Source organism: Rhodococcus sp. P1Y (assembly GCF_003641205.1).
Taxonomy (GTDB): domain Bacteria; phylum Actinomycetota; class Actinomycetes; order Mycobacteriales; family Mycobacteriaceae; genus Rhodococcoides.
Map to the genome: position 1 here is coordinate 109709 of NZ_CP032762.1, position 26584 is coordinate 136292.

A 26584-nucleotide genomic window follows, 5' to 3' on the forward strand; every position below is an offset into this window, starting at 1 on the left:
GGATGAGATGCTTTGCGGCTCCGCCGCCCGTGCGCGGGTAATTACCGCCGAACGTAACTACGCGCTCACGACCGGCGACCTCACCCGTGCGTGCGTAATTACCGCCGAACGTAACTACGCACGCACGGGTGGCGGAGCCACCGTCCCCCGCCGGACGAGCTTCGGGGCCAGCACCACGCCGACAGGTTCGCCGCCGCCGATGCGCCCGAGCACACTGTCCACCGCCGCGTCCGCGAGACCCTCGACATCCTGCGACACCGATGTCAAGTTGATGTGGGCGATGCGCGCCAGCCGCGAGTCGTCGTAGCCCACCACCGAGATCTCACCGGGAACATCGATACCTCGGCGCAGCAGAAGGTCGAGCACACCCGTCGCCGAATTATCGTTGAAAGCGACCACCGCCGTCGGTACCACCTCGGATCCCAGAAGTGTCCGCATACCCTCCGCACCTTCGGTTTCCGTGATTCCTCCGTCGACGATCACCGGCTCCAATCCGTGCCGCCACATAGCGGCGGAGAAACCGTGCCGCCTGTCGTCCGCTCCTGGTGCGCGGCGTCCGTCGATGTGCGCAATCTGCTTGTGTCCCAATTTGATCAGATGTTCGACGGCCAATTCGGTACCGGCGACGTCGTCACTGCGGACCGAGGAGATGCCGTCGGTGGACTTCAACAACTCCACCACAGGCGCTCGTCCGTCGATATCTTTCAGATCCGTTGCGCTCAAGTGCGATCCGAGCAGAACCACTGCTTCGCATCGCTCGCGCAACAACGCCTGAACGGCGCGGCTTTCGTCACGCGTCGGCGCCACAGCACTGAGCGTGACGTCGTATCCATGACGCTCCGATGCCGAATAGATGTGCTCGACGAGGTCGCTGTGGAACGGTTGTTCGAGGTCGAACGTCACGCCGATCAACCGCGAACTCGCCTGCCGCAACTTCTGCGCGCGGCGGTCCGGGACGTACCCGATGTCGTCGGCGATCGCCTTGATGCGCGCGCGGGTATCCACGCTTGCACCCTCGACGCCGCGCATGACGATCGAGACGAGCGCAGGCGAAACCCCGGCGATCCTGGCCACGTCGGCCATCGTCGGGCGCGTGCTGTCGGCCACGTGGCTCCCTTCCTCTCACGGAAACGGTAGTTGACCAATCCTTCGAAGCCCTCTAGCGTTCTCCGTACTAGAACGTACTAGTCCGCTCTGAGCAGGACATTCACTACTGGAGAATCACATGACATCCTCTGCCGCCGCGGTTCGCGTGGCCCTGATCGGTGCAGGCCGAATCGGAAAGAACCACGCCGAAATCGTTGCTCGACGCGTACCCGGTGCCGTCCTCGAGGCCGTCGTCGATCCCGTCGACGGTGCCGCTCGCGCACTCGCCGACAGCTTGGACGTCACCAAGGCCTACACGAGCGTCGACGACGCCCTGGGCGACGCCGACATCGACGCCGTCGTCATCTCCGCACCCGCTCGCAGTCACGCAGACCTCGTCGTAGCATCCGCCGGTGCAGGCAAGCACGTCTTCGTCGAGAAGCCGATGGCCGTGACGCTCGAGGATGCGGACCGTGCAATCACCGCCGCCGAGACCGCAGGCGTCGTGCTGCAGGTCGGGTTCAATCGCCGCTTCGCTCCCGCCTTTGCTGCAGCGCGCAAGGCAATCGACGACGGAAAGATCGGCACCCCACAGCTTCTGCGGTCGTTGACACGCGATCCGGGTCCGTTCGGCGGCGACCCGTCGCGCATCCCGCCGTGGACGATCTTCTTCGAGACCCTCATCCACGACTTCGATACGTTGCTCTTCCTCAACCCAGGCGCCAAGGCCGTGCGCGTCACTGCTGTCGCCGACGCGCTCGTCCGTCCGGACGCGAAGGGCAGTGGCCACCTCGATACCGCCGTTGTCACAGTGCAATTCGACAACGGTGCCATCGCGACGGCCGAGGCGAATTTCAGTGCGTTGTACGGCTACGACGTCCGAGGCGAGGTTTTCGGATCAGAAGGAATGGTCACTGCAGGCGACGGACGCAGCACGAACATGACGCTGTACGGGGCGGCAGGGCTCCACGTCGATACCGCGCGGAGTGACACAGAACTTCTGCGCTCGGCCTACATCGGCGAATTCACAGCCTTCGTCGACGCCATCAGGTTCGGGACTGGGTCCGTCGTGACCGGTCAGGACGCTCGCGCCGCACTGGAGATCGCACTCGCCTGCATCCGCAGCGTCGAGACCGGCGCCGCAGTGGCACTGGAGGCATGACATGATTCTCGCCGCCAGCGCTGAAATGCTCTATCTGGAACTCCCTTTCGTCGATCGGGTCAAGCGAATTTCGGAACGTGGATTCCAGGTCGAGATCTGGAACTGGGCCACCAAAGATATCGACGCCCTCGCCTCCAGCGGAGCAACGTTCTCGTCCATGACGGGCTACCTGGAAGGCAATCTCACCGAGCCCGACGGCATCGAGCAGTTGCTCTCGACCGCCGCAGAGTCGCTTGTAGTCGCCGACAAGCTGGACTGCCCTCGGCTGAACCTCCACGGCACCGGTCTCGACGGCGACGGCTTACCGGTGCGTCCGGTCGACGTGGTGACGCCGACGATGTGGCTGACCGCGGTCGAAACCCTCCGTTCGATCGCCGCACTAGGCGAAAAGGCCGGTCGCGTCTTCACACTCGAGAACCTGAACCTCGCCGTCGACCACCCTCGGACGCCGTTCGCTGCGGCGTCGGACACACTTGCACTCGTTCGTGCCGTCGACAGTCCGAATCTGAAGATGAACCTCGACCTCTATCACGCACAGATCGGCGAAGGGAATCTCATTGCCCTCCTGGAAGAGGCGCTCCCGTACGTCGGCGAGATCCAGGTAGCCGACGTGCCAGGCCGATGCGAGCCGGGGACCGGGGAGATCAACTATCCGGCGATTGCGCGGGCGCTGCGCCGGATCGGTTACGACGGTGTCGTCGGGCTGGAGGGTTGGGCGTCGGGTGATCCCGAGACCGCGCTCGATGCATTCGAGGCTGCGTTCGCCTGATTCGAACATATGCACTAACAGGCTGTGGATAGATCTGGGGATAACTCGAGGACCAATGATCCGTGCCTGTGGATGGGCTGTGGATAGCCGCCGGCCGTAGCTCAGTTTTCCCAGCTCGGTGGCTGTTTGGATGAATTACATGCCTGTGAGTAGTTTTGCGTTTCGGATGTGCATGACGCGTCGCTAAGCTCGTATGCATGGGGAAATCAGTCATTGTCTGCACTTCGGTAGCGCACGGAAACACCAGAAAGATCGCCGACGCCTTGGCCGGAGTCCTCGACGCCGACATCGTGTCGCCGGCCGACGCAGACCTGGAGGGTGCCGAACTCGTCGGGTTCGGATCCGGGATCTACCTCGGCAAGTTCCACGCCGATCTGCTCGACTTCATCGACTCCTTGCCCCAGCAGAACGGGCGCAGAGCATTCGTCTTCGCGACCAGCGGGTTGCCCGAGTCTCGGCTCTTCCGATACTCCTCCCGGATCGTCGACGCACTCGAGAGCAAGGGTTTCGAGGTCGTCGCCGGCTTCTCGTCGCGCGGCTTCGACACCTACGGTCCGTTCAAGCTCGTCGGTGGCATCCGCAAAGGCCGTCCGAACGCCGAGGACCTCGCCTCGGCACGGGCATTCGCCGAACATCTCCAAGATTGATGTGGAGTGAACCTCAGCGTTCGATGGTGACATTCGGCCACGGCGGCCGCCTCAGCACCGCTGCGCATCCCAACGTCGCTGCAACGAATCCCGTGAGCACGCCGATCAGATTGACGCGGCCCATATCGACCGCTGGAGTCCATGTGGCCGTGCCGTCCGTGACGGTGAACAGTCCCACAGCGGTTTCTCGGCCACGAGCCGAACGACGCGAAACCGGAAGGATTGTCGTGCGGTCGTCCACCCTCACGGGCTCGCCGTACTCGGTGGCGGACGGGCTGAACACGTCGGGCAAGCGTGAGGTCATGTGCACTCCCGGAGTCGACCGATGGACGTCGCGGTCAGACTACTACCAATACACAGCAGGCCCTCTGTAGACAGAGGGCCTGCTGGTGGAGCCGCCTAAGAGAATCGAACTCTTGACCTTTTCATTACGAGTGAAATGCTCTACCGACTGAGCTAAGGCGGCGTGCCTTTCGGCGTTGGTGAGTCTAACGGAGCATCCGCTCGAAACTGAAATCAGGCCCCAGCAGTGATGGACAGCCCTTCGACCGGACCGGCGAGAATGGACTTGAAGTACCTGCTCACGTCGTCGGCAAGGACTTCGGTCTCACCCTTCTCGACGGCGTCGGCGATGGCCTTCGCCACATCCCGCGGATCGTTCTTGGGGACGTCGAGGTCAGCGATCATGTCGGTGTCGGTGTACCCCAGATGCACGCCGGTCACGAGGGTCCCCTGCGGCGCAAGCTCGAGCCTGAGGGAATTGGTCGCCGACCACAGCGCCGCCTTCGACGCCCCGTACGCGCCTGCACCGCTCACCCACGACAGCGCCGAATGAATGTCGACGAGCGCTCCCCCGCCGTTGCTCTGCAGCGTCGGAGCAAAGGACTGCGCAACGAGCAGTGCTCCGAAGAAGTTGGTTTCGAACACCGTACGGACCGCATCGAGCGACGTCGCCACAAGCGGCTCGGACCCCGTCGTACCTGCATTGTTGACGACGATCGTGACGTCGGTGAGCTTCTCGGCCAGCGCCCCGACGGAGTGCGGGTCCGTGACGTCGAGCTGCTCGGAAACTATTCGCGCGTCGTCCGACGGCTTGGGCGACCGAGCCGTCGCGTACACCTTCGCTGCCCCACGCGCCACGAACTCGTCGACGATCGACTTGCCCAGGCCGCGCTGCCCACCGGTCACCAACACGACCGCACCTTCGATTGCAACCATCCGACTCACCTCTCCGACATAACTGAACTGCTTTTGACTATGTCAGTCATACTTGCTTCCGTTGACATAGTCAAATAGCATTCGGCTATGTCACCAACGTCGCGCTTTCACCTCGCGCCCGCTCCCGACGGTCTGGGTCGCGTCCAGGATCTCCTCAACACACGGGCGATCGGCGTGTACGACTTTCCGGATTTGCTCGCGGACGGGGCCACGGCTTCCAAAGCACTCCACGTTGAATTGAGCGACGCCGATGCGGGGCAGCTACGGGATCTCCGTCACGTCGTGGAGGAACTCATCGCCGGAATTGCACCCTCGCCAGTGTCGGTCGCGGCATCACTGGAGCCGGACGACGCCGGTGTCGTGCAACTTCGGCCGTCGGGACGAGGATGGAAATATGTTGCCTCGGAAATCTGGTCGGAAATCCTTCTGGCACAACGTGCCGACACCTGGCGGCGACTGAAGCGGTGCAAGAACGAGCTGTGCGGATCCGCATTTTACGACCGCTCCCGCAACAACAGCGGCGTCTGGCACGACGTCAAAACCTGCGGCAACCAAGCGAACCTCCGAGCGTCCCGGGCTCGGCGGAAGTCCGAATAGCCCTGCGCTCCTGCTTGAATGGTCCACCCACGCTATCCGGTCGTATGAATGGACGATTCAAGCGGAACGTCGGAATCGCGCTGATCGCTTGAATGGTCCACCCACGCCATCTGATCGTATGAAAGGACCATTCAAGCGATCAGGGCGCGCGCAACCAAAGTCGAACGGATGCAGCTCAGCGCAGCGCAGCGCCCAGCTGAGCGACCATGGCGTAGACGGCAAACTTGGGTTTCGCGTTCAGCGCCAATGCTTCTCGGCATTCGAGAATGGCTTCGATACTCTTCAGTAGCGCCTCCGGCGACGCGCCGCGGGCCATGCGCTCGATCTGCTCGGACATGTCGGGGTGGTTGAGCACAGCCGTGGACCCGTAGGAACGCGCCAGTGCATCGCGATACAGTCCGGCGAGGTCGATGAGAGCCCGGTCGAACGAATCACGCAGATTTCGGGTGCGACGCGACTTCTGCCGAGCTTCCAACTCCTTGATGACGCCCGCCGATCCGCGCAGTGCGCCCGCGGCGCCCTTGCCCGTTCCACCTGCACCGAGCGCGGTTCGCAACTCTTCCATCTCGACGCCGTCGAGCGCGGCGCTGATCTCGGCCGCCTCGGTTTCGGCCGCCTTCACCATCTCCTCGGCCGCGAGGTATGCCTGGTTGGGCCTCGCCGCCGCAGATGCGAGACCGAGCGCGCGGGTGCGTCGGGAACGAGCGTCCTCGTCTTTGGCGAGCCTGCGAGCACGACCGACGTGTCCGCCGCTGATCGACGCAGCCCACTCCGCGGTTTTTTCATCGAGCTTGTCTCGCGTCTGCAACACGTGCGCAATGGCAGCCGCTGTCGGGGTGACGAGATGCACGTGTCGACAACGGGATCGAAGCGTCACAGACATGTCTTCTGGATCGGTCGACGGCGCGCACAGCAGCATGACGGTTCGAGCAGGCGGCTCTTCGACGACCTTCAACAACGCGTTGGCCGCGGCTTCGCTGAGGCGGTCCGCGTCCTCGATCACGACGATCTGCCACTTGCCGGTGCTCGGCCGTCGTGCCGCGATTTGCACGATCTCTCGCATTTCTTTGACGCTGATGCTCAGGCCCTGCGGGATGATGCGTCGAACATCGCCGTGGGTTCCTGCCATCGTCGTCGTACATGCGTGGCATTCACCGCACCCCGGAACTCCTTCGGTGGTGCACTGCAGCGCAGCGGCGAAGCAGAGCGCGGCGATCGATCGACCCGAACCCGGAGGCCCGGTGAACAACCAAGAGTGCGTCATGGCCGAACCGGTGTCACCGTTCCTGGCGCCGACGGCAGCACCCGTCAGTTCAGCCTCGACATCCTCTTGGCCGATCAGTCGACCGAATACTCCCGCCATGGAAGGCAGCCTAGTCGGCGGGTAGGACAGAACCGAGCGTCGGTGTCACAGCTCCGGCAGCAGCAGCCGGAGTACGACTCGAAAGTTGAAACAGGACGGATCGAACCGGGCTTCGATCAGCATGAACTGCGCAAGTCCTTCATCGATCTCGGTCAACGCCATGCACATCTTGTCGTCGAAAACGAACACACGCGCAGTTCGGCCTGCCGATTCGAGCTCGGCCAGCTCGTCTACATTCGGGTCCGCTGCAAGCACGTCCACGTCCTCGTCCCGGAGGGCAGCGGCCGTGAAGGCGAGTCCCTCACCTCGCCACTGGCATCCCCCTGGCAGTTCGACCTTCGTCGATGGATCCACCTCGACGTAGTATTCGAGAACCGAGTCGTCGTATGCGCACGGATCGAAAGACGAGGGGCGGTTCGACGCGCCAGAGTGAGGTGCGCCAGAGTGAGGTGCGGTCGTGGTCGGTTTCGAGGACACGACGCCCTGTCCACGCCACACGTCCTCCACCGTTGCTTTCCCTTTCACGGTCTCCGAACAACCGGACAGGGCCAAGAAGCAGAGGAGAACGAGCAGTTTCTTCTTCACATCATGTTCGACGCACTGGAGTCGTCACTGGTTCCGCACGGGCCCGAAGTCATTCCGGCGCAGGAAAGTACGGCAATACGGTCCTGAAGGTGTCGACGAGCGAATCGCGTTCGGACTCCATCGAATCGCTGCCCGCCACCGTTGCATTGAGAACTACGGCACCGTCTCGCGTCATGGTCTGAGTCGTGTAGGTGTCCTCGTCGAGAACGAATAGATGTGTCACGTAGCCCCCGTCCGACAACGTCTCGAGTCGGGACACCACAGGACTGCTCGACGGGTCGGGAAGCATCGTGGTGTCCTCGACCAGAAGAACACCGAGTGCGAATCGGTCGTTGCCCCAGATGCAGCCGCTAGGGCCTGCGCTGGTCGGCACCACCCCGGATAGATTCAGGTCCTCCAGCAACTCTGTCGGTAGGTCACACGGATCGAATCCGGCCGCCTCGGCCGGCACCATCTCGGTGATCGACGACGCCCCTGCAGCCTCGACGGACGTCGTGGCGTTGCCGGCCACATCGGTCGAGCATCCTTGCGCACAACTTGCCAGCACGAGTGCAGACAACATGATCGCGAATTCGTTCCTCACACGTACTTGGACGCACGGGGTGCGCTGCCGGTTCCGTCGACCCGCCGACCGCATCGCTTGAATGGTCCATCCATACGATCTGATAGCTACGAGGGCTCATTCAAGCGAAGCGCGCCGACAGTCGCCATCGCTTGAATGGTCCATCCATACGATCTGATAGCTACGAGGACTCATTCAAGCGGAGCGCGCCGACTATCGCCATCGATCGGATGGTCCATTCATGCTGACAGACAGCATGAATGGACCATTCAAGCGATAAACCCACTCGACCCGCGGAACCACAGGCCCCGCGGAACCCGCACGCCCCGCGGACCCACACGACCCGCGGAACCAACTCGGCCCGCGGGCCTACTCGGCCGGCGGAGCCTTCTTCGCCGCAGCAGTTTTGGAAGCCGCAGTCTTCGATGCAGCCTTCTTCGCCGGAGCCTTCTTGGCGGGCGTTTTCTTTGCAGCAGTTGTCTTCGCTGCGGCCTTCTTCGCCGGAGCTTTCTTGGTCGCCGTCTTGGTGGCGGTTGCCTTCTTCGTCGCCTTCTTGGTGGCCTTCTTTTTCACCGGACCGCGAGCACGCCGGTCCGCCAACAGTTCCGACGCACGATCGTCGGTGATGGTGGCGACGTCGTCGTCCTTGCGCAGGCTGGCGTTGGTCTCGCCGTCGGTGACGTAGGGACCGAAGCGGCCGTCCTTGATCACCATCGGCGCTTCGCTGATCGGGTCGACTCCGAGTTCGCGCAGCGGCGGCTTGGCCTCGCCCTGACGCCCGCGACGCTTGGGTTCGGCGTAGATCTTGAGCGCCTCTTCGAGCGTGACGGTGAAGAGTTGTTCCTCGTCCGTCAGCGAACGAGAATCAGTGCCCTTCTTCAGGTATGGGCCGTAGCGACCGTTCTGCGCGGTGATGAGGTCCTTGGACTCCGGATCGAGTCCGACCACACGCGGCAACGACAGCAGCTTAAGCGCATCCTCGAGCGTGATGGTGGCCAGGTCCATCGACTTGAGCAGCGAACCGGTGCGCGGCTTGGGGCCGGTGGCCTTCTTCGCAGCCTTCTTGGCCGGCGCTTTCTTCGCAGCCGTCTTGGTCGCAGTCTTCGTACCGCCGCCACCTTCGTCCGAGGGAATCGGCACGATGTCCGGCTCGGGGGGCGTCGGCTCCGGTTCCGGCTCGGGCAGAATCTCGGTTACATACGGACCGAAACGCCCTTCCTTGGCGACGATTTCGTTGCCCGTCAGCGGATCGGCTCCGAGCTTGCGGCCTGCCTGAGGGGTCGCGAACAGCTTCTCGGCGAATTCGAGGGTCAACTCGTCCGGCGGCAGATCATCGGGAAGGTTGGCGCGCTGCGAAATCGGATCACCGTCGGGATCGTCGTCATTCTTGACCATCCGCTCGAGATACGGGCCGTAGCGGCCGACGCGAACGTGAATCTCGCGGCCCTGGTCGTCGTCGAACAGTCTGATCGAGTTGATGACGCGCGCGTCGATGTCCTCGAGATTGGTCCCGACCATCTTCTTCAAGCCGCCGGATCGGGCGACCGAGCCTTCGGCGCCGGTGTCGCCGCCGAAGTAGAAGTTGGTGAGCCAGTTGCCACGACGCTCGCGACCACCGGCGATGGCGTCGAGATCGTCTTCCATGCCCGCGGTGAAGTCGAAGTCGACCAGTCTTCCGAAGTGTGCTTCGAGAAGCGCGATCACCGAGAACGCAACCCACGACGGCACGAGCGCGCTGCCACGTTTGTAGACGTATCCACGATCGAGAATGGTCTTGATGATCGACGCGTAGGTCGACGGGCGGCCGATACCCAGCTCTTCGAGGGTCTTGATGAGCGAAGCCTCGGTGTAGCGCGCCGGCGGGTTGGTCGTGTGGCCGTCGGGATCGAGCTTGGTGGCCACCACCGCGGCGCCTGCCTTCAACGCAGGTAGACGCGACTCGGCATCGTCGGACTGGCCGCCTGCCTCGTCGTCGACGCTCTCGACATACGCCTTGAGGAAGCCCGCGAACGTAATGGTGCGGCCCGAAGCGGAGAACGTGCAGTCTTCCCCGGTCGCCGCGGTGCCGGTGATACGCAGTGTGAGCGTCGTGCCGCGGAGATCGGCCATCTGGGACGCGACGGTGCGCTGCCAGATGAGCTCGTACAACCGGAACTCGTCGGTTTGAAGAGCGGAATGCAGCTGGCCCGGGGTTTGGAAGACGTCACCTGCAGGCCTGATGGCCTCGTGCGCCTCCTGCGCGTTCTTCACCTTGCGCGTGTATTGCCTCGGAGTCGGATGCACGTACTCCGGTCCGTACAGCTCCGTTGCCTGCGAACGCGCTGCCGCGATGGCCGACTCCGACAGCGTGGTCGAGTCGGTACGCATGTACGTGATGTAGCCGTTCTCGTACAAGCGCTGCGCAACACGCATGGTGCGTTCGGAGGAGAACCGCAACTTGCGGCCCGCTTCCTGCTGCAGCGTCGACGTCATGAACGGCGGGTAGGGCTTACGCGTGTACGGCTTGTCCTCGGCCGACGCGACGGTGAGGTCGACGCCTTCCAGCGCCTCGGCGAGGCGTCGGGCACGCGGTTCGTCGATGACGGTGACGCCCTCGGACTTCAGCTTGCCGTCGGCCCCGAAGTCGCGACCTGCGGCGATCCGCGAGCCGTCGACGTTGACCAGACGAGCACCGAAACTGCGCGGCGACGCGTCGGCGCCTGCATCGAGGGTGGCGGAGATGTCCCAGTACTCCGCGCTACGGAACGCCATCCGGTCGCGTTCGCGCTGGACGATGATTCGGGTGGCGACGGATTGGACGCGGCCAGCCGACAGCTTCGGCATGACCTTCTTCCACAGCACCGGACTGACCTCGTACCCGTAGAGGCGGTCGAGAATGCGGCGGGTTTCCTGCGCGTCGACGAGGTCCTGGTCGAGCTCACGGGTGTCGGCGGCAGCGGCGAGGATGGCCGGCTTGGTGATCTCGTGGAAGACCATCCGTCGAACAGGGATTTTGGGGTTCAGGGTCTCGAGGAGGTGCCATGCGATGGCCTCGCCCTCGCGGTCGGGGTCGGTGGCGAGGAAGAGTTCGTCGGCGTCCTTGAGCAAACTCTTGAGCTCGGCGACCTTGCCCTTCTTCTCGGGCGATACGACATAGAGGGCTTCGAAGTCATGGTCGACGTCGACACCGAGGCGCGCCCACGGCTCGCCCTTGTACTTGGCCGGCACATCGGCAGCGCCACGCGGAAGGTCGCGAATGTGCCCTACGGATGCCTCGACGACGTAGTTCTTGCCCAGGTAGGGGGCAATCTTCTTGGCTTTCGTCGGGGACTCGACGATGACAAGGCGGCGTGGCTCGACAGATCCGCCGGTGGTGGTGTCCCCCGTGCCGTTCTTTCGTGTTGCCACCTTGCTGCCGAACCTTCCCTCGTTGCGTTCTCAGATCACTCTGCGGGTACTTACTACCCGTCGAATCCGACATATTGCCGGTCCGCCTGGTAACAGAGTGGCATACGACGCCAAAATACTCGCAGATCAGTCGCCAATCCCCTTACTCGGCGGTCGGCCAACTGGTACAGGCGTCCGCGTTTTCGGGAGCTCGTCCGACGTTCTCGACCAACCGCAGCATCCTTCGGCGACCGGTGATGCGCAACCCGGGCATCGAGCCCCTCGTACCGATGAGAGTGGGTGCGATTCCCGCTCTCATCAGCGCCTGAGCAAGTGGTGCGTGGGTTTCCGGCGCGTGCGGATCCAGGCCGAGAACATACCGTTCGCCCTCTGCTTCCGGCCGGCCGGCCGCCAAGACCCACGCGCGAAGCTCACGCGATCCGGGCACCCATCCAGGCGGCATCGCCTTGACTGCGCCTTTCGTCCACTGCGATGCCAAGGCCGACAGTTCCGGCACCGACGCGGTGCGAACCAGCGGGCGATCCTCTTCCGATCTTCCGACCTCGGAGACCAAACCGCACTCGGCGATGAGATCGGCGATCGCCTCGGCTCGCCAGTATGCGTCGACGACGACCGAGATGCGAGCGCCCGCGGCCGACAGAACGACCTGCCCTGTCGACGCCAGCAGTCCACTCAAGTCGGTCACCGAAGGCGGCAACGACTCTGCAGAGAAGAAGGACAGCTGGTTCACAATGTGGACAGTAGGACATCCCGACGAAAACGGACCAGTTCTGAGCATGTGTCCGCGAGGCGAGTCCTACAAACGACTCATCCCCCTCCGCGATCGGGTGAACCCGAGCACGAGAGGGGGATGATGTGTCGATTTCGCCCGAGAGCGAAGTGTCGATCAGACCGCGCGAACTCCGGTTGCCTGGGGTCCCTTGGTTCCCTGGCCGACCTCGAACTCGACGCGCTGGTTCTCCTCGAGGGTGCGGAAACCGCTGCCCTGAATCTCGGAGTAGTGAACGAAAACGTCCGCGGAGCCGTCTTCTGGTGCGATGAATCCAAAGCCTTTTTCGGCGTTGAACCACTTCACAGTTCCCTGTGCCATGCTTTTCCTTCTCTTTCTAACACCGGATGCGGTGGGCAGCGCTTACAGTCCACCGGGCCGGTTCCGACCGTTGTACTTCCTGAATTCCCCCTCAGGCGGAACCCCTGTCCGACAGATACTGCCGAGACGAGACCCCTTCAGGAAACGCTCCAAAAGCACACCGCTCGCAACATTAGATCCTGCGAGCGCGAAAACGAACACAGAAGCTGCGACCAGCTCAAGTGAACCATGACTTGGTCGTTTCCAACAGTCGAAAAAAACAAGTTTTCGCGCATTTTGTTGATCTTGTGCTTTCCGACCCGGTGTATTGAATCGTTCAATCATTCCCACCAGCGGTGATGCCCTGCCGCCTCGGCCATCGAACACGGGGACCGATACCATGAAAAGCGCAGGTCGCGGCCAACGGCCATCACGACCCGCAACTCAGGACGAAACATGGAGACAAGCAGTGACCCAACCGGATCCGTCGAATCAGGGTCCATCGAGCAGTTACGGTCGATCGCTCCTCGATCGAGTACTCGCCGGCACCCCGCAGGGCGAACACCCGCTCACCCACGTCGCGGAGCTACCTGGACGCGTCGCCCAATTCGCGGACTGGCCAACGTGGTTGAAGCCCGAAGTGCGGGCGGTACTGCAATCGCGCGGCATACCGAGCCCCTGGACACATCAGGCCGCAGCCGCCACCCTGGCCAACGACGGTCATCACGTTGTCCTGTCAACCGGCACCGCATCGGGAAAGTCACTGGCGTACCAGATGCCGATCCTGTCCACCCTTCTCGGCGACGCACGCGCGACCGCGCTATATCTCGCTCCCACCAAAGCACTCGGCGCCGACCAACTGCGCAACACCGTCGCGATCACCGACGAGTTACGCGGCGATGCACCGGAACTGGCCGAGGTCTTCGCAAGCGCGTACGACGGTGACACTCCGATAGAGATCCGGCAGTGGGCACGGGCGAATGCGCGGTGGATCTTCACCAATCCAGACATGATCCACATCGGCATCCTGGGCGCTCACGAACGCTGGGCGCGGTTCCTCCGGAACCTGAGATTCGTCGTCGTCGACGAGTGCCACTACTACCGCGGCGTCTTCGGCTCCAATGTGGCACTGATACTTCGACGGCTTCGTCGCATCTGTGCCCGCTACGGGGCGTCACCGACGTTCGTCCTTGCAAGCGCCACCACGTCGAACCCAGGCCTTGCCGCGTCCAGACTCGTCGGCGCTCCGTGCGAGGAGGTCACCGAGGACGGTTCGCCGCACGGCCCCCGCACCGTCGCGCTGTGGGAGCCACCGCTGCTGAAGGAGATCACCGGCGAAAACGGTGCTCCGGTCCGGAGATCCGCCGGAGCCGAATCGTCGCGCATCATGGCCGACCTGATGATCGAAGGTGCGCGGACGCTGACGTTCGTCCGGTCCAGGCGAGGCGCCGAGGTGACGGCCCTGGGCACCCAGCGACTCCTGGCCGATGTCGACCGAGACCTTCCGAATCGTGTCGCCGCCTACCGCGCCGGGTACCTGGCCGAGGACCGCCGAACACTGGAGTCGAACCTTTCCGACGGCACCCTCCTCGGAGTCGCGACCACCAACGCGCTGGAACTGGGCGTCGACATCGCCGGTCTCGACGCCGTGGTCGTGGCCGGGTTCCCCGGGACGGTCTCGTCGTTCTGGCAGCAGGCGGGCCGCTCGGGCAGGCGCGGTGAGGGTTCGCTCGTGACACTCGTCGCCCGCGACGACCCACTCGACACCTATCTCGTCCACCACCCGGCCGCACTGTTGGACAAGCCGATCGAGGCGACCGTCACCGATCCCGCCAACCCGTACCTACTCGGACCCCAGATGCTGTGCGCAGCAGCCGAATTACCGATCACAACCGAGGAAGCGCGCGAGTTTCAAGCCGGCGCCGTCCTCGACCGACTCGCCTCGGACGGGCTCGTCCGAAAGCGGCCGCACGGCTGGTTCATCACCCCGGAAGGGCAGAAGTACGCACCGCACGCATCGGTGAACATCCGAGGCGGCACCGGAACCCAGGTGGCGATCGTCGACGGTGGATCGGGGCGCATGCTGGGGACCGTCGACTCCGGAAAGGCTCCCGGCACAGTACATCCCGGCGCTGTTCACATCCACCAGGGCGAGTCGTTCGTCGTCGACGAGCTCGATCTGGAGGACGGACTCGCGCTCGTCCACGCCGAGCAACCGGATTGGCACACGTCGGCGCGCGAGACCACCGACATCGCCGTCACCGCAGTGCATTCCCAGCGCATCCTGGGCGAGGTGACCGTCGCGCTCGTCCAGGTGAACGTCACCCATCAGGTCGTGGGGTACCTACGCAGGCTGCATTCCGGTGAGATTCTCGATTCGATCGAACTCGACATGCCCGAACAGACCCTCGACACCCGGGCCGTCATGTACACGATCACTCCAGAACTACTCATCGACAAAGGTATTCCAGCCGAGCGCTTTCCTGGCTCGCTACACGCGGCCGAGCACGCGGCAATCGGACTACTACCGCTCGTCGCCACCTGCGACCGCTGGGACATCGGCGGGGTCTCCACCGCGCTGCATCCGGACACAGGACTGCCGACGGTCTTCGTCTACGACGGCTACGACGGCGGCGCCGGCTTCGCAGACCGAGGTCACCGAGCCATTGTCGAGTGGCTGGAGGCGACACGCGACGCCATCACCGCGTGTGAATGTCCCACCGGCTGTCCCTCGTGCGTGCAGTCGCCCAAATGCGGAAACGGGAACGATCCACTCGACAAGGCCGGTGCGGTGATCGTGTTGCAGGCAGTCCTGGACGCGGCACACTCGTGACCGGGCACACCACGCTGGGCGGGCATTTGTAAGTTGTCTAAGACTTGCCCGATCCACTCAGCACATCGGCTCTGCGGCTGGTGGACTTGGCATCGACGACGAACAGGGGTGGACTATGTCGACGATTGCCTTGACCGAATTCGAACTCCCGACGCCACGGACCATTTGGGACATGGTGGGCAAACACCACATCGCGGCAAGCGCCTACGAGATCGGCCGCGAGAAGATCAGAGAATTCGCGCGATCGGTCCACGACGACCACCCCGCCCACACCGACGACGAAGCAGCCAGGAAATTGGGTCACGGCGGAATCATCGCGCCGGTCACGTTCGTCAGCATCATCGGAACCGCCGTACTGCCCGAACTGTTCGCCAACTTGCTCATCGGCTACGGGCTCGGCGACATTCTCCATTCCGATCAGCAGATGGTTCTTCACCGGCCGATCCGAGTCGGCGACATTCTCACCAGCGATCTCTGCCTCGAGGCCTTCCGGCAGGCAGGCGGCAGCGACATCATGGTCACCGCGAACGACATAACGGACGAGTTCGGCGAACCAGTGGCAACGACGAAGACCACCTTCGTCGCCCGTACGGGTGGACGTGGGGACGACGGCGGATTCGGCGACCTTCTCGACGGCATCATGCGCCGAGGCGGATAGGCTAGCCCGAGCCCCCCAGTCGCCCGCTGCCGAGGTGCCATCACGGCCCCGCCCGCGCCGAGGCAACGGCGTCGCGAACACCGAAGCGGCCCAACGGGACCGAGATGGATACCTCGACCACGACGTCCCACCCGTCGATCACGCAGTCGGACAACGTTCCTTCCATGCGCGCAGCAAGTTCTTCGGCTGTGGAACACGCATCGGCCGCGCCCCGGTCCAGCGCACTCGCGGCAGCCAGCGCAGACAGATCAGCTGCGGACTGCGCTCGGTGTCGCGCACTCACCGCAGAACCGACGTGCACGACAGCAATCACCACAACCAGAAGCGCAGTCAACGCAAATGCAGCCAGAACGGTCACGCCGCCTTCGTCTTTCGCCCTCATTCGGGGCGTTCTTCAGCCACCGCGACCGCCTCGGCGCTCACCGTCAATCCTGGTAGAGCGGTGTCCGCTTCGACCCTCACCGTGATGAAACCATCCTGCTCGGACACGGTCATGGCCGCACCTTCCGGCAACAGCTGCTCCGACGCAGCGTCACCCCGCGCCACCAGCCGAGCCGACTCCCTGGCCGCATCGACGCACCGAACATGCAGTGACACAGCCAAGATCGCACCGATGCACGTCACGACGACGGTGACGATGGACGCCAATGCGATCGCGGCCTCCACCGTCGCCGACCCGTTGTCCGCTACACAGCGGTGTTGAGCGCGCGCTCGATGATTCCCGTCAGCGCGCCCACGATCGAACCTCCCGTGACCACGGTGTACAGAATCGCTCCGAACGCAGCAGCGGCGATGGTGCCGATCGCGTATTCGGCCGTCGACATTCCGTCGTCCTCGACCACTGCCAACAGCAGCCGAGTCTTGACCTGAGACAGTACGTTGTTCATGCTGATTCCCCTCCTGGTTCTCCGAAACGGCGGCCCCGCTTCGGAAGTCTTGGTTGCTCACAGCAGTCCGCCGCCCAGTACGTTTCTTGCCAGACCCACGACCACGGGAACGATTCCGAGGCACACGAACGCGGGGAGAAAGCACAGTCCGAGCGGTCCACTGATGAGCACTCCTGCTCGCTCGGCCGCGGCTGCGGCTGCATCTTCTGCTCTGATCCGTTCTGCGAGAGCTAGTTCGGATACGGCGTCGGCGAAGGAAGCACCCGATCTCGCGGACCGCCGGGCCATCCGTGCGAGTGCTTCGATACGTGGTTCTGCCGCCACCGGCGCCCACGCGAGATCTGGGTCTGCGCCGAGCTTCAGCAGATCCGCCGTGGTCCGCAGGGCGACGGACGCTGCGCCCGGCGCGATCGCTGCCACCGCGTGGGCGGCCGCTCCGGCAGGTAGTCCGCCCCGTAGGCAGGCTGCCATCATGTCGAAAGTAGTTGCCGTGGCGTGCGGGTCGGCCGAATCGGTTTTAGCCTCCGCTCCGTGCGGCGCATCCGCTCGACTCAACCTCCCGAGCGGGCCGAAACCGATAGGCACGAACACCAACGCCGCAGCCCAACACAGCAATGCCGCGCCGGTCATCGGCACACCCTGTCGGCGATGGCATCGGTCCACAGCAACCCCGCACACACCAGGGCCGACCCGATTGCGAGGAGAACACCGCCGAGACCACCACCAAGCAGCACTCCGATCGGCGAGGCATCCATGGCCTGCCCTAGCCCGACGCCTACGACCGGGAGACACGCCAGCACCGTTCCCGTCGCACGCGCACCAGCCAACGACGCATGAGTTCGATCTCGAAACCTACTGCGTGCCATCATGTCAGCCCGCGCAGCGGTGAGGAGACCGACCAGACCGAGTCCGTGGTCGTCGGAGATCTGCCATGCTGCCGCGACAATCGCCAGTTCGTCCGACACCGGCGAATCGTTCACGCGCAGTCCGTCGTGGGCCGTTCCGCCGAGGCGTGCTCGTCCGGACGCTCGGCCGAATGCCGCTGCAGCCGTTCCCGAGCATTCGGACGCGGCCACGCTCGCCGCAGTGGCCGGGTGCGCCCCTACTCCGAGTTCACCGACGATCGTGTCGAGACCCGCCACCAAGGACTCCACCTCGGCCCTGTGTGTACGACGCCTAACTGCGGCGCGCCGCCTCGTCCACAAGGTTGCTGCCACGATCGCGGCAGCCAGCGCCACCGACACTCCACAGCTGAACGCAAGGACAACGGCGGCGCCGATCACCGAAACGACCAGTACAGCAGCGCGGTGACGAATTCCGAGACCGATACCGAGCGCCGGCCGTCCCAGTATCTGCAGCCGCACTTTGGGATTGGGGGCAGCGAACAGCGCTGCCGCGCCCAGCAGAAGCGCGACCCCGCTCACGTTCGCTCCGAACGGCTGTCGAGTAGAGCGTCGAGTATCGCTCGGCCGGAATGAGCATCGCCGGACACCGTCCAGGCGGGCACAACTGCGACCCGCCCCGATTCGTCCGCCGCGACAACCGCGATTTCACGAAGCCGTCGTCGTCCGTCGGCCGCACGCTGCACGTGCAGGACAACTTGCACAGCGGCGCCGAGTTGGCTGTGCAGGGCCGAACGACTCATCCCGCCCAGTGCCGCAAGCGCTTCCAGGCGCGCGGGGACCTCCGCAGGTGAATTGGCATGAATGGTTCCGGCACCACCGTCGTGACCGGTGTTGAGGGCGGTCAGCAGGTCCACCACCTCGGCTCCGCGTACCTCACCGACGACCAGTCTGTCGGGGCGCATTCGCAATGCCTGGCGGACGAGTTGTCGAACGGTCACTTCGCCGACCCCCTCCACGTTTGCGGCTCGGGCAACCATGCGGACCACGTGGGGGTGCGAGGGTGCGAGCTCGGCGGCGTCCTCGACGCACACGATGCGCTCGGTGGGTGGGACCTCCCCCAGCAGAGCGGCGAGCAACGTGGTTTTGCCCGCGCCGGTTCCCCCGACCACCAGAAAGGCAAGTCTCGCTGCGATTATTCTGCGCAACAGGACGAGCGCCCCGGCTTCGATTGCGCCGCGGCGGGCGAGCGCATCGAGACCTTGGGTGGTGGGTCGCAGTACCCGAAGAGAAAGGCAGGTTCCACCGCGCGCCACCGGAGCGAGAACGGCGTGGAGTCGAACCCCGAACGTGCCGTCGCCGACGCCGGGAAGTTGACCGTCGACCCAGGGTTGGGCGTCGTCCAGACGCCTGCCTGCCGACAAGGCGAGTCGCTGGCACAACCGACGTACGGAGGACTCGTCGGCGAAACTGATTGCGGTGCGTTCGAGTCCGGCGCCCCGGTCGACCCAGACCTCGTCGGGTGCGGTGACGAGAACATCGGCGACGGAAGGGTCGTTCAGGAGCGGCTCCAGAGGACCTGCGCCGGTCAGTTCGGTCTGCAGTACCCGCAGCGCTGCAAGCAGATCGGTGTCGCTGAGTACGCCCCCGGCCTCGATCCGGATCGCAGCGGCGACGGTCGTCGGGGTCGGGTCGTCGACCGAGCCCGCGAGACGGTCACGAACACGGTCGAGCAGTTCACCGGTGACCACAGCACTCATGCCGCCCACCTCCCGGATGCCGGCTTGCGAGCGAACGTGGCGAGAATTCTCGCCGCAGTGGCCCCGAGCGGTGAACGCTTCGCGAGACGAACCCCCGCTGTCTCGACGCGTCGCGCGAGTCCTGGCTCGGGCCGCATGCTGGCGAGCAACGGAAGTTGCAAAGCGTCGGCAATGTCCGTAGCTCGTAATCCGCCGGGCGCAGGCCCCCGCACGACGAGTCCGATGTTGGAATTTCGCGTTGCCAGAAAATCCGTCATGTTCTCGGCGGCCGCCACCGACCCGATGTCTGCGGGAACCACCAGCACGACGAGGTCCGCTGCGTCGTGGAACACCTCGGTGTCCGGCCCCGGAATTCTGGGCACGTCGCATACCACCAGGTCTCCGGTGCGACGACCTGCATCGATGACGGCCGCACTCGACACGGCCCCGGAACCGCCCACCGATCCGGCAATCACACGTCCGGCCGACAGCACCGACAGACATCCCCGTGTCGGCAACGCGCCGTGCAGAGACTCCCCTGATATTCGTCCCGATTCCACCACGAGACCTGGCCATCGCAAACCCGGAATGTCTTCCCACCCGAGTAGGAGATCGATGCCGCCGCCGTAGCGGTCACCGTCGACCAGCAGAGTTCGTTCCCCTGCGGCCGACGCCGACAGTGCCAATGCGGCGGCGAGCGTCGATCCCCCTGCCCCGCCCCTGGCGCCGACCACCGAGATGACGCCGCCTCCCGAGGTCATCTCGTCGCGGTCGGCGCCGAGGAGAAGAATCAGTCCTTCCTCGTCACCCGGGAGTTCCAGCACGCGGCTCGCGCCGACCGCAGCCGCTGATCGCCAGTGCTCGACCGTTGCCTCGGCCGAGGCCAGAACGACGACACCGTCACGACGCGGCATTCGAAGGGCGTTCGCGCAGTGCGCGCTCGCGGCGTCGAGCAGAACTACTCCCGCATCCTCCCATTCCAAGCGCAGCGACGACGCTGGCCGCGTGCTATTACCGACTGGTAGGTCCCGTTCCAGCACAACACAATCCGTTGCGGCTGCGATTCGCAGAACCTCTGCATTCAGTGCGGGGTCCCCGGTCATCAGCAGACACGGGCGACCTGCACGGGGTGTGGTTCCGTCGAATTCCATAGGTCCAAGCCTCGCTGCGAAACAACCACATTCGCGGATCGATCTGCGAATTGTGGATGAAACGAGGGGATGTGGATGAATTCCTGGACGTACGTACCAAAAAATTTGGTGAGAAAAGAGGACGACCCTCGCCAGGGGGGGAGGAGGCGAGGGTCGTCGGGTTCAGCCCCGGGGGGTCGGGCTGAACACGTCCGAACGAATCGGACTGCACCGATACTACACCCGGCGCGCACACCGTTTGCAAGTTCAACATTCGCCGTTTTGCGTGTCGATCGGCGGCCGCGACACCAGCGAGACACCTGCGGCATCTATCGTAGGGAGCGTGACCACCAGCGCCAGTATCGACGACGCCGAATCCTTGCGTCCCGTCGGAAGAATTGCCGCGTTCTTCGACTTGGACAAGACAATTATCGCCAAGTCGAGCACGCTCGCTTTCAGCAAGCCGTTCTTCGATCAGGGTCTGATAAACCGACGAGCCGTACTGAAGAGTAGCTACGCCCAGTTTCTTTTCCTGCTCTCCGGTGCCGATCACGATCAGATGGAGCGGATGCGGGCGCATATTGCCAACATGTGCGCTGGATGGGACGTCGAACAGGTCCGATCGATCGTTGCAGAAACGTTGCACGACATAGTGGATCCGCTCGTCTTCGCCGAAGCCGCCGATCTCATCGCCGATCACAAGTTGCGCGGTCACGACATCGTCGTGGTGTCGGCGTCGGGCGAGGAAATCGTCGGACCCATCGCCGAAGCACTCGGCGCCGACGTCAGTACCGCCACCAGGATGGAGGTCGAGGACGGTCGGTACAACGGAACGGTCGAGTTCTACTGCTACGGCGACGGAAAAGTCGAGGCGATGAACGTACTTGCCGAATCTCGAAACTACGACCTGTCACAGTGTTTCGCATACTCCGATTCCATCACCGATCTCCCGATGCTGAACGCGGTCGGGCACCCGACTGCCGTCAACCCCGACCGTGCCCTGCGCAAGGAGGCCGCGTCCGTCGGGTGGCCGATTCTGACGTTCTCCAACCCGGTCTCGCTCCGAGCGCGTTTCCAGACTCCATCCGGAACGACCGTAGCTGCAAGTGCCGCAGTCGGATTCAGCGCCTTGGTCGCCGGCGCGGTGACGTATGGGCTACTCCGAAAGAAACGTTGACGCAACCCCTTGATGTGAGCGGCGTCACGGGGTACAAATGACGTACGGAAGAACGGAAGGCCAAGTTCGAACCGGAAGAGAAGGTTCGTTTCTCCCGACCAGGATTCCCAGCACGGATATCAGGCACCCACGCGGAGCGCGCCGCTGAAATGGCAGAAGCGCTGTGGGCCTGCGAGTTTCGGGAAGTAGCAGCAAGAACCCTGCACCGGTTGCAGGGATGACCTCCTCCTTCACCGGATCTACGCCGAGGCCTCGCGATCATTGATCGCCGCAGCCCACCTTTGCACGCTTGGTAACCAGATAATCCGTGCTAACGGGCGGCGAAGTCGACTCAGGTCGGCGGCGCCGCCCTTTTACGTTCGCCCTTATACGTTTGCCTACTGCACGTCCGCCTACTGCGCGTCAGCTATCGACGTCGCCTCCGCGGCCCCAGCTTCGATTGCGCCGCAGCAATAGATGATCCAACTGCCGACACCGGCCGGCTCTCCCGACGCGAATCCCTCGGCGCCGCTGCGATAGATCTGCGAACGGCGCATCCAACCGACCTCGGGAACGCCGAGATTGTGCGGATCCATGCCCGACGAAGTAGACACCAACCGCGATGCTGCACGCGCAACTATGCCGTCGGCCGAACCGAACGGTTTCAGCGTCAAGATTTCACCGTGTACGACGGCTGCTACGACGGGCGCAGGTGCCGAGGTTCCACCCGTGACGAGCTGTGCCAGTAAATCGAGCCGATTGCCGACGCCGTCTCGCGGCCTGCCGAGCTGAGAATCGTCGTCGACCAAGTCCGCTGCGGCGAGCAGATGAAGACGAGCGAGCGCCTGCAGCGGCGCACGCTTCCAGACGGGGAGAATGTTCGTCAATGCGTCACCGTCGAGCGCCGACGCCACGCGAAGCGAACCCGCGAGTATCGGATCGCCGACCTCGCCTTCACGCGGAAAGTCCATCGAACCGCCCTCGAGCACCGAAGACGATCGCGCCGCACGCACAGCAGCCTCGGCTGCAGTGGCGGGCCACCCGCGTCGGTTCGCCTTGTGACGATGGACGGCGCCGAGTGCGTCACGCGCGCGCTCGGCTGCATCTACGACGCCGGGTAGTTCGAGCAGCGGTGCGAGAGGATCGGTCACGCCTGACGACGCTACCGTGAGCTCTCCTCACAACACCACCGCGCGTCTACAACCGAAATATCGGATGCAAACGCACGGTGGTGTTGTAGGAATCCCCGAGCTGAATCCCCTGGCTCAGGCCCCACGCTCAGGCCCCACGCTCAGGCCCCGAGCGAGATGGACCCTCCGGGGATGGCCGAGAGCAGGCGCTGCGTGTACTCCTGCTTCGGATTGTCGAAGACCTCGTCAGTCTTGGCGGACTCGACGATTTCACCGGTGCGCATGACGAGGACGTCGTCGGCGATCTGACGAACGACGGCCAAGTCGTGGGTGATGAACAGGTACGTCAGTCCCAGTTCGGCCTGCAGATCGTTCAGCAGTGCAAGGATCTGCGCCTGGACGAGTACGTCGAGCGCGGACACCGCCTCGTCGCAGATGACTACTTCCGGCTGCAACGCGAGCGCACGTGCGATGGCCACACGCTGACGCTGCCCACCGGACAGCTCGTTCGGGAATCGGCGCATGACCGAGGTCGGCAGAGACACCTTGTCGAGCAGGTCACGCACGCGTGCCTCGCGTTCGGCTTTGGTACCGACACCGTGAGTCCGCAACGGCTCCTCGATGGTCCGGAAGATCGAGTACATCGGATCGAGCGAACCGTACGGGTTCTGGAAGATCGGCTGTACCCGACGGCGGAACGCGAACGCTTCCTTGCTGCTGAGACCGGCAACGTCGCGGCCGTCGAACTGCACCGAACCCTCGGTGGGCTCGAGCAGTCCCAGAACCATTTGCGCGACCGTCGATTTGCCGGATCCCGACTCGCCGACGATGGCCGTCGTCGTGCCGCATTCGACCTGAAACGACACATCCTTGACGGCGGTGAACAGTGTCGACTTGAAAGGACTGCTGCCGCGCAGTTTGAACTGCTTGGTCAACTTGTCGACGACGAGCACCGTGTCTTTGGTGGGCTCGAATGCGGTCCCGGTCTCTTCTGCGGCGACCTCCTCGGCCACCTCTTTGGCATGCTCGACGATCTCCTTGCGGACCACCGAAGACTTCAGCCTCTGCGACGCGAGCGACGGAGCTGCCGACACCAACTTCTTGGTGTACGGATGCTGGGGATCCTGCAGGATCTCCAGTGCCGGTCCGGATTCCACGATCCGACCCTTGCTCATGACGACCAGGTGCTCGGCACGTTCGGCCGCGAGGCCCAGGTCGTGTGTGATGAGCAGAACAGCGGTTCCCAGATCCTTCGTCAAGCCCTCGAGGTGGTCGAGGATCTGACGCTGGACCGTGACGTCGAGAGCCGAGGTCGGCTCGTCCGCAATCAGCAGTTTCGGGCGCGCCGCAAGTCCGATCGCGATGAGGGCACGCTGGCGCATACCACCCGAGAATTCGTGCGGATACTGGTTGACGCGCTTCTCGGAGTCCGTCAGGCCTGCCTCGTCGAGCAGCTCGATGGCACGAGCCTTGGCCGCCTTACCCTTGGCAATACCGTTGGCGTCCAATGCTTCTTCGATCTGATGACCGATCTTCCACACCGGATTCAGGTTCGACATCGGGTCCTGTGGAACGAGACCGATCTGACTGCCTCGGATCTCGACGAAGTCCTTTTCCTTGGCCTGTGCGAGATCCTGGCCGTCGAACCAGATCTCGCCTGCCGTCACCGTTCCGGTGCCGGGCAGCAAGTTGATGATGGCGTGAGCCGTCGTCGACTTACCGGAACCCGATTCTCCGACGATCGCGACGGTCTGCCCCGGATACACGGTCAGACTGACGCCTCGAACCGCCGGTACCGGACCGGAGTTGGACTTGAACGAGACCTCCAGGTTCTTGATGTCGAGCAGAGGCTGTTCCGCTTTGTCGAGGTTGGAGGTCATCGCTTCCTCGCCTTGGGGTCGAGGGCGTCGCGGAGAGCGTCACCCATCATGATGAATCCCAACACCGTGATTGCCAGTGCTGCAGCGGGATAGAACAATATGGTCGATCCCTGACGCAGGGTGACCTGCGCTGCGCTGATGTCGCCGCCCCACGAGACCTCGGTGGGCGGCAAGCCGATGCCGAGGAACGACAGCGTCGCCTCGACGACGATGAACGTGCCGAGCGAGATGGTCGTCACGACGATGATCGGAGCCATCGAGTTCGGCAGCACATGCCGAATCAGCGTGCGCACCTTCGATACGCCGAGTGCGCGTGAGGCCATGACGTAGTCGTTGTTTTTCGCCGACAACACTGCGCCGCGCGAGATTCGAGCCATCTGCGGCCAGCCGAACAGCGCAAGCACGAGGATGACCGTGAAGATGGTGCGGTCGGTGAACAGCTGCATCAGCACGATAGCCGCGAGGATCAGCGGAACACCGAAGAAGATGTCCGTCAGGCGCGAGAGCAACGAATCCGCCCATCCACCGTAGAACCCGGCGAACGCGCCGAAGAGCACGCCGATGACGAGAACCAGGAAGGTGGTTCCGACGCCGGTGACCACGGATGCGCGAGCTCCGTAGATGGTACGGGCGTAGATGTCGCAGCCCTGACGGTCGAAGCCGAAGATGTGTCCGGACTGCGGGCCCTGCATGCTGAAATCCAGGTTGCAATAACGAGGATCGGCGCTGGTGAACAAGCTCGGTACTGCCGCGACGACGATCACCGCGAGAATGATGAGTGCCGAGACGATGAATATCGGACGCTTGCGCAGGCTGTGCCAGGCGTCCTTCCAGATGCTGGCGGGGGCCTCGTCGATGTTGACAGCGTCGGTCTGGCTGACGTCGATCACTTCGTCCTGCTCGACGAAACGGGCTTGCCTCACGGCGCGGCCGTTCGGGGTGGTTGGCTCAGGCATAGCGGATCCTTGGGTCGAGCGCTGCGTAGAGGAGATCGACGACGAGGTTCGCGACCAGATAGACCACGATCAAGACCGTCACGAAGGAGACGACGGTCGGCGCTTCACCTCGGATGACGGCCTGGTAGATGGTGCCGCCGACGCCGTTGATGTTGAAGATTCCCTCGGTGATGATCGCGCCGGCCATCAGACCTGCCAGATCGGTACCGAGGAACGTCACGACCGGAATCAACGAGTTCCGAAGTACGTGAGTGTTGACCACGCGCCGCCGTGAAAGACCTTTGGCGGTAGCGGTTCTGACGAAGTCGGCGCTCAAGTTCTCGGCCACCGAAGTACGGGTGAGCCGAACGATGTAGGCGAACGACGTCGAGGCGAGAACGAACGCGGGGAGCAGAAGGTTCGTGAAGCTCGTGTTGCCACCGACCGTAGGCGGCACCCACCCCCACTTGATACCGATGAAGAACTGCGCAAGGAAGCCGATGACGAAGATCGGTACGGCGATCAGAACGAGGCTGAACACGAGGACCGTGCTGTCGAAGAACTTGCCCTTGCGCAGGCCTGCGATGAGGCCGAACCCGATGCCGAGAATCGCTTCGATGACCAGGGCCATGCCGGCAAGTTTGATCGTGATCGGAAATGCCTGTGCGAGAACTTCACTGACCGGTCTGCCGGAGAACGACATGCCGAAGTCGAAGGTGAAGATGCCCTTCATGTACAGCAGATACTGCACGATGAACGGCTGGTCGAGGTTGTAGCGGGCCCGAAGCTGATCGGCGACGGCCGGGCTGATGGCTTTGTCTCCCGCGAGCGCGGCAATGGGATCGCCGGGTAGTAGGAAGACCATGGCGTAGATCAAGAATGTTGCCCCGATGAAGACGGGGATCATCTGAAGTATTCGGCGTCCGATGTACCAGAGCATCGGATCACC

Annotated in this window: 27 protein-coding genes and 1 tRNA gene; 7 read left to right on the forward strand and 21 right to left on the reverse strand. The window is 63.7% G+C overall.

Translation table 11 applies throughout. The features are described 5' to 3' along the window. Positions 1 to 114 precede the first annotated feature (114 nt). Entirely contained in the window at positions 115 to 1083 is a 969-nt protein-coding gene (locus D8W71_RS00510) for a LacI family DNA-binding transcriptional regulator (protein ID WP_121110037.1), read from the reverse strand. A 142-nt stretch (positions 1084 to 1225) separates the two neighbouring features. On the opposite strand from D8W71_RS00510, the gene D8W71_RS00515 reads away from it, so the two are divergent. From D8W71_RS00515 to D8W71_RS00525, 3 genes are all read left to right on the forward strand, one after another. Beyond that, positions 1226 to 2248, forward strand: a complete 1023-nt coding sequence (locus D8W71_RS00515; RefSeq protein WP_121110039.1) for a Gfo/Idh/MocA family oxidoreductase — start codon at positions 1226 to 1228, stop codon at positions 2246 to 2248. Position 2249: 1 nt separating this feature from the next. Then, entirely contained in the window at positions 2250 to 3017 is a 768-nt protein-coding gene (locus D8W71_RS00520) for a TIM barrel protein (protein ID WP_121110041.1), read from the forward strand. Positions 3018 to 3214: 197 nt separating this feature from the next. Further along, a complete protein-coding gene (locus D8W71_RS00525; RefSeq protein ID WP_121110043.1) occupies positions 3215 to 3664 on the forward strand; it encodes a flavodoxin family protein in 450 nt (149 codons plus the stop codon). Positions 3665 to 3677: 13 nt separating this feature from the next. Here the strand turns inward: D8W71_RS00525 and D8W71_RS00530 are convergent, their stop codons facing one another. The 3 genes from D8W71_RS00530 to D8W71_RS00540 all read right to left on the reverse strand — a co-directional run bounded on the left by D8W71_RS00530 (position 3678) and on the right by D8W71_RS00540 (position 4882). After that, entirely contained in the window at positions 3678 to 3968 is a 291-nt protein-coding gene (locus tag D8W71_RS00530) for a hypothetical protein (RefSeq protein ID WP_121110045.1), read from the reverse strand. 86 nt (positions 3969 to 4054) lie between these two features. Continuing rightward, positions 4055 to 4130 (reverse strand) — tRNA-Thr (locus D8W71_RS00535). Positions 4131 to 4180: 50 nt separating this feature from the next. Next, positions 4181 to 4882 (reverse strand): SDR family oxidoreductase, encoded by a 702-nt coding sequence (locus D8W71_RS00540; RefSeq protein ID WP_121110047.1) that lies wholly within the window; start codon positions 4880 to 4882, stop codon positions 4181 to 4183. An 87-nt stretch (positions 4883 to 4969) separates the two neighbouring features. On the opposite strand from D8W71_RS00540, the gene D8W71_RS00545 reads away from it, so the two are divergent. After that, a complete protein-coding gene (locus tag D8W71_RS00545; RefSeq protein ID WP_121110049.1) occupies positions 4970 to 5479 on the forward strand; it encodes a CGNR zinc finger domain-containing protein in 510 nt (169 codons plus the stop codon). Positions 5480 to 5654: 175 nt separating this feature from the next. On the opposite strand, the gene D8W71_RS00550 is transcribed toward D8W71_RS00545, so the two are convergent. From D8W71_RS00550 to D8W71_RS00575, 6 genes are all read right to left on the reverse strand, one after another. Then, entirely contained in the window at positions 5655 to 6842 is a 1188-nt protein-coding gene (locus tag D8W71_RS00550) for a DNA polymerase III subunit delta' (RefSeq protein WP_121110051.1), read from the reverse strand. Positions 6843 to 6887: 45 nt separating this feature from the next. Beyond that, entirely contained in the window at positions 6888 to 7427 is a 540-nt protein-coding gene (locus D8W71_RS00555; RefSeq protein WP_121110053.1) for a DUF3558 family protein, read from the reverse strand. 49 nt (positions 7428 to 7476) lie between these two features. Beyond that, entirely contained in the window at positions 7477 to 7989 is a 513-nt protein-coding gene (locus D8W71_RS00560) for a DUF3558 domain-containing protein (RefSeq protein WP_153275282.1), read from the reverse strand. 369 nt (positions 7990 to 8358) lie between these two features. Next, complete coding sequence (gene topA, locus D8W71_RS00565) at positions 8359 to 11376, reverse strand: type I DNA topoisomerase (RefSeq protein ID WP_121110057.1); 3018 nt, start codon at positions 11374 to 11376, stop codon at positions 8359 to 8361. Positions 11377 to 11518: 142 nt separating this feature from the next. After that, positions 11519 to 12106, reverse strand: a complete 588-nt coding sequence (locus D8W71_RS00570) for a hypothetical protein (protein ID WP_121110059.1) — start codon at positions 12104 to 12106, stop codon at positions 11519 to 11521. Between the two features lie 156 nt (positions 12107 to 12262). Beyond that, positions 12263 to 12466: a cold-shock protein gene (locus D8W71_RS00575; RefSeq protein ID WP_005248460.1), complete on the reverse strand. Its 204-nt coding sequence runs from the start codon at positions 12464 to 12466 to the stop codon at positions 12263 to 12265. Positions 12467 to 12914: 448 nt separating this feature from the next. Here D8W71_RS00575 and D8W71_RS00580 point away from each other — a divergent pair, with 448 nt between their 5' ends. Both D8W71_RS00580 and D8W71_RS00585 read left to right on the forward strand, forming a co-directional pair. After that, positions 12915 to 15278 (forward strand): DEAD/DEAH box helicase, encoded by a 2364-nt coding sequence (locus tag D8W71_RS00580; protein ID WP_121110061.1) that lies wholly within the window; start codon positions 12915 to 12917, stop codon positions 15276 to 15278. A 115-nt stretch (positions 15279 to 15393) separates the two neighbouring features. Further along, the gene (locus D8W71_RS00585) at positions 15394 to 15936 is read left to right on the forward strand and encodes an FAS1-like dehydratase domain-containing protein (protein ID WP_236077654.1); all 543 of its coding nucleotides are present in this window, start codon (positions 15394 to 15396) and stop codon (positions 15934 to 15936) included. Positions 15937 to 15976: 40 nt separating this feature from the next. On the opposite strand, the gene D8W71_RS00590 is transcribed toward D8W71_RS00585, so the two are convergent. Genes D8W71_RS00590 through ssd form a run of 7 tightly spaced genes read right to left on the reverse strand, consistent with a single transcriptional unit; the run spans position 15977 to position 20507 of the window. Further along, positions 15977 to 16318: an Rv3654c family TadE-like protein gene (locus D8W71_RS00590; protein WP_121110063.1), complete on the reverse strand. Its 342-nt coding sequence runs from the start codon at positions 16316 to 16318 to the stop codon at positions 15977 to 15979. Next, on the reverse strand, positions 16315 to 16602 hold the full coding sequence (locus D8W71_RS00595; protein ID WP_121110065.1) for a TadE family type IV pilus minor pilin: 288 nt from the start codon (positions 16600 to 16602) through the stop codon (positions 16315 to 16317). The genes D8W71_RS00590 and D8W71_RS00595 overlap by 4 nt, the downstream gene beginning before the upstream one ends. 20 nt (positions 16603 to 16622) lie before the next feature. Next, on the reverse strand, positions 16623 to 16823 hold the full coding sequence (locus D8W71_RS00600) for a DUF4244 domain-containing protein (protein ID WP_121110067.1): 201 nt from the start codon (positions 16821 to 16823) through the stop codon (positions 16623 to 16625). Positions 16824 to 16880: 57 nt separating this feature from the next. Continuing rightward, positions 16881 to 17453, reverse strand: coding sequence for a type II secretion system F family protein (locus tag D8W71_RS00605; protein WP_201265214.1), 573 nt, complete (start codon positions 17451 to 17453; stop codon positions 16881 to 16883). Then, positions 17450 to 18247 carry a type II secretion system F family protein gene (locus tag D8W71_RS00610; RefSeq protein ID WP_121110071.1) on the reverse strand — a complete coding sequence of 266 codons (798 nt, stop codon included), beginning with the start codon at positions 18245 to 18247 and terminating at the stop codon, positions 17450 to 17452. Before D8W71_RS00610 ends, D8W71_RS00605 begins: the two co-directional genes overlap by 4 nt. Continuing rightward, on the reverse strand, positions 18244 to 19425 hold the full coding sequence (locus D8W71_RS00615) for a TadA family conjugal transfer-associated ATPase (protein ID WP_121118340.1): 1182 nt from the start codon (positions 19423 to 19425) through the stop codon (positions 18244 to 18246). The genes D8W71_RS00610 and D8W71_RS00615 overlap by 4 nt, the downstream gene beginning before the upstream one ends. Beyond that, positions 19422 to 20507, reverse strand: a complete 1086-nt coding sequence (ssd, locus tag D8W71_RS00620) for a septum site-determining protein Ssd (RefSeq protein ID WP_121110073.1) — start codon at positions 20505 to 20507, stop codon at positions 19422 to 19424. Before ssd ends, D8W71_RS00615 begins: the two co-directional genes overlap by 4 nt. Positions 20508 to 20877: 370 nt before the next feature. On the opposite strand from ssd, the gene D8W71_RS00625 reads away from it, so the two are divergent. Next, positions 20878 to 21711, forward strand: coding sequence for an HAD-IB family hydrolase (locus D8W71_RS00625; protein WP_121118342.1), 834 nt, complete (start codon positions 20878 to 20880; stop codon positions 21709 to 21711). A 392-nt stretch (positions 21712 to 22103) separates the two neighbouring features. Here D8W71_RS00625 and D8W71_RS00630 read toward each other — a convergent pair whose 3' ends face one another. The 4 genes from D8W71_RS00630 to D8W71_RS00645 all read right to left on the reverse strand — a co-directional run bounded on the left by D8W71_RS00630 (position 22104) and on the right by D8W71_RS00645 (position 26575). Further along, positions 22104 to 22841, reverse strand: a complete 738-nt coding sequence (locus D8W71_RS00630) for an oxidoreductase (protein ID WP_121110074.1) — start codon at positions 22839 to 22841, stop codon at positions 22104 to 22106. A gap of 140 nt (positions 22842 to 22981) precedes the next feature. Beyond that, complete coding sequence (locus tag D8W71_RS00635) at positions 22982 to 24700, reverse strand: dipeptide ABC transporter ATP-binding protein (protein WP_121110076.1); 1719 nt, start codon at positions 24698 to 24700, stop codon at positions 22982 to 22984. Beyond that, positions 24697 to 25656 carry an ABC transporter permease gene (locus D8W71_RS00640; protein WP_121110078.1) on the reverse strand — a complete coding sequence of 320 codons (960 nt, stop codon included), beginning with the start codon at positions 25654 to 25656 and terminating at the stop codon, positions 24697 to 24699. Before D8W71_RS00640 ends, D8W71_RS00635 begins: the two co-directional genes overlap by 4 nt. Continuing rightward, positions 25649 to 26575, reverse strand: coding sequence for an ABC transporter permease (locus D8W71_RS00645; RefSeq protein WP_121110080.1), 927 nt, complete (start codon positions 26573 to 26575; stop codon positions 25649 to 25651). The genes D8W71_RS00640 and D8W71_RS00645 overlap by 8 nt, the downstream gene beginning before the upstream one ends. Positions 26576 to 26584: the final 9 nt, after the last annotated feature.

Excerpts from the sequence above, each read along its gene's own strand:
- D8W71_RS00510 (WP_121110037.1), bottom strand. The coding sequence starts at position 1,083 with ATGGCCGACGTGGCCAGGATCGCCGGGGTTTCGCCTGCGCTCGTCTCG.
- D8W71_RS00515 (WP_121110039.1), top strand. The coding sequence starts at position 1,226 with ATGACATCCTCTGCCGCCGCGGTTCGCGTGGCCCTGATCGGTGCAGGC.
- D8W71_RS00520 (WP_121110041.1), top strand. The coding sequence starts at position 2,250 with ATGATTCTCGCCGCCAGCGCTGAAATGCTCTATCTGGAACTCCCTTTC.
- D8W71_RS00525 (WP_121110043.1), top strand. The coding sequence starts at position 3,215 with ATGGGGAAATCAGTCATTGTCTGCACTTCGGTAGCGCACGGAAACACC.
- D8W71_RS00530 (WP_121110045.1), bottom strand. The coding sequence starts at position 3,968 with ATGACCTCACGCTTGCCCGACGTGTTCAGCCCGTCCGCCACCGAGTAC.
- D8W71_RS00540 (WP_121110047.1), bottom strand. The coding sequence starts at position 4,882 with ATGGTTGCAATCGAAGGTGCGGTCGTGTTGGTGACCGGTGGGCAGCGC.
- D8W71_RS00545 (WP_121110049.1), top strand. The coding sequence starts at position 4,970 with ATGTCACCAACGTCGCGCTTTCACCTCGCGCCCGCTCCCGACGGTCTG.
- D8W71_RS00550 (WP_121110051.1), bottom strand. The coding sequence starts at position 6,842 with ATGGCGGGAGTATTCGGTCGACTGATCGGCCAAGAGGATGTCGAGGCT.
- D8W71_RS00560 (WP_153275282.1), bottom strand. The coding sequence starts at position 7,989 with ATGTTGTCTGCACTCGTGCTGGCAAGTTGTGCGCAAGGATGCTCGACC.
- D8W71_RS00575 (WP_005248460.1), bottom strand. The coding sequence starts at position 12,466 with ATGGCACAGGGAACTGTGAAGTGGTTCAACGCCGAAAAAGGCTTTGGA.
- D8W71_RS00585 (WP_236077654.1), top strand. The coding sequence starts at position 15,394 with ATGTCGACGATTGCCTTGACCGAATTCGAACTCCCGACGCCACGGACC.
- D8W71_RS00590 (WP_121110063.1), bottom strand. The coding sequence starts at position 16,318 with ATGAGGGCGAAAGACGAAGGCGGCGTGACCGTTCTGGCTGCATTTGCG.
- D8W71_RS00600 (WP_121110067.1), bottom strand. The coding sequence starts at position 16,823 with ATGAACAACGTACTGTCTCAGGTCAAGACTCGGCTGCTGTTGGCAGTG.
- D8W71_RS00605 (WP_201265214.1), bottom strand. The coding sequence starts at position 17,453 with ATGACCGGCGCGGCATTGCTGTGTTGGGCTGCGGCGTTGGTGTTCGTG.
- D8W71_RS00615 (WP_121118340.1), bottom strand. The coding sequence starts at position 19,425 with ATGAGTGCTGTGGTCACCGGTGAACTGCTCGACCGTGTTCGTGACCGT.
- ssd (WP_121110073.1), bottom strand. The coding sequence starts at position 20,507 with ATGACCGGGGACCCCGCACTGAATGCAGAGGTTCTGCGAATCGCAGCC.
- D8W71_RS00635 (WP_121110076.1), bottom strand. The coding sequence starts at position 24,700 with ATGACCTCCAACCTCGACAAAGCGGAACAGCCTCTGCTCGACATCAAG.
- D8W71_RS00640 (WP_121110078.1), bottom strand. The coding sequence starts at position 25,656 with ATGCCTGAGCCAACCACCCCGAACGGCCGCGCCGTGAGGCAAGCCCGT.
- D8W71_RS00645 (WP_121110080.1), bottom strand. The coding sequence starts at position 26,575 with ATGCTCTGGTACATCGGACGCCGAATACTTCAGATGATCCCCGTCTTC.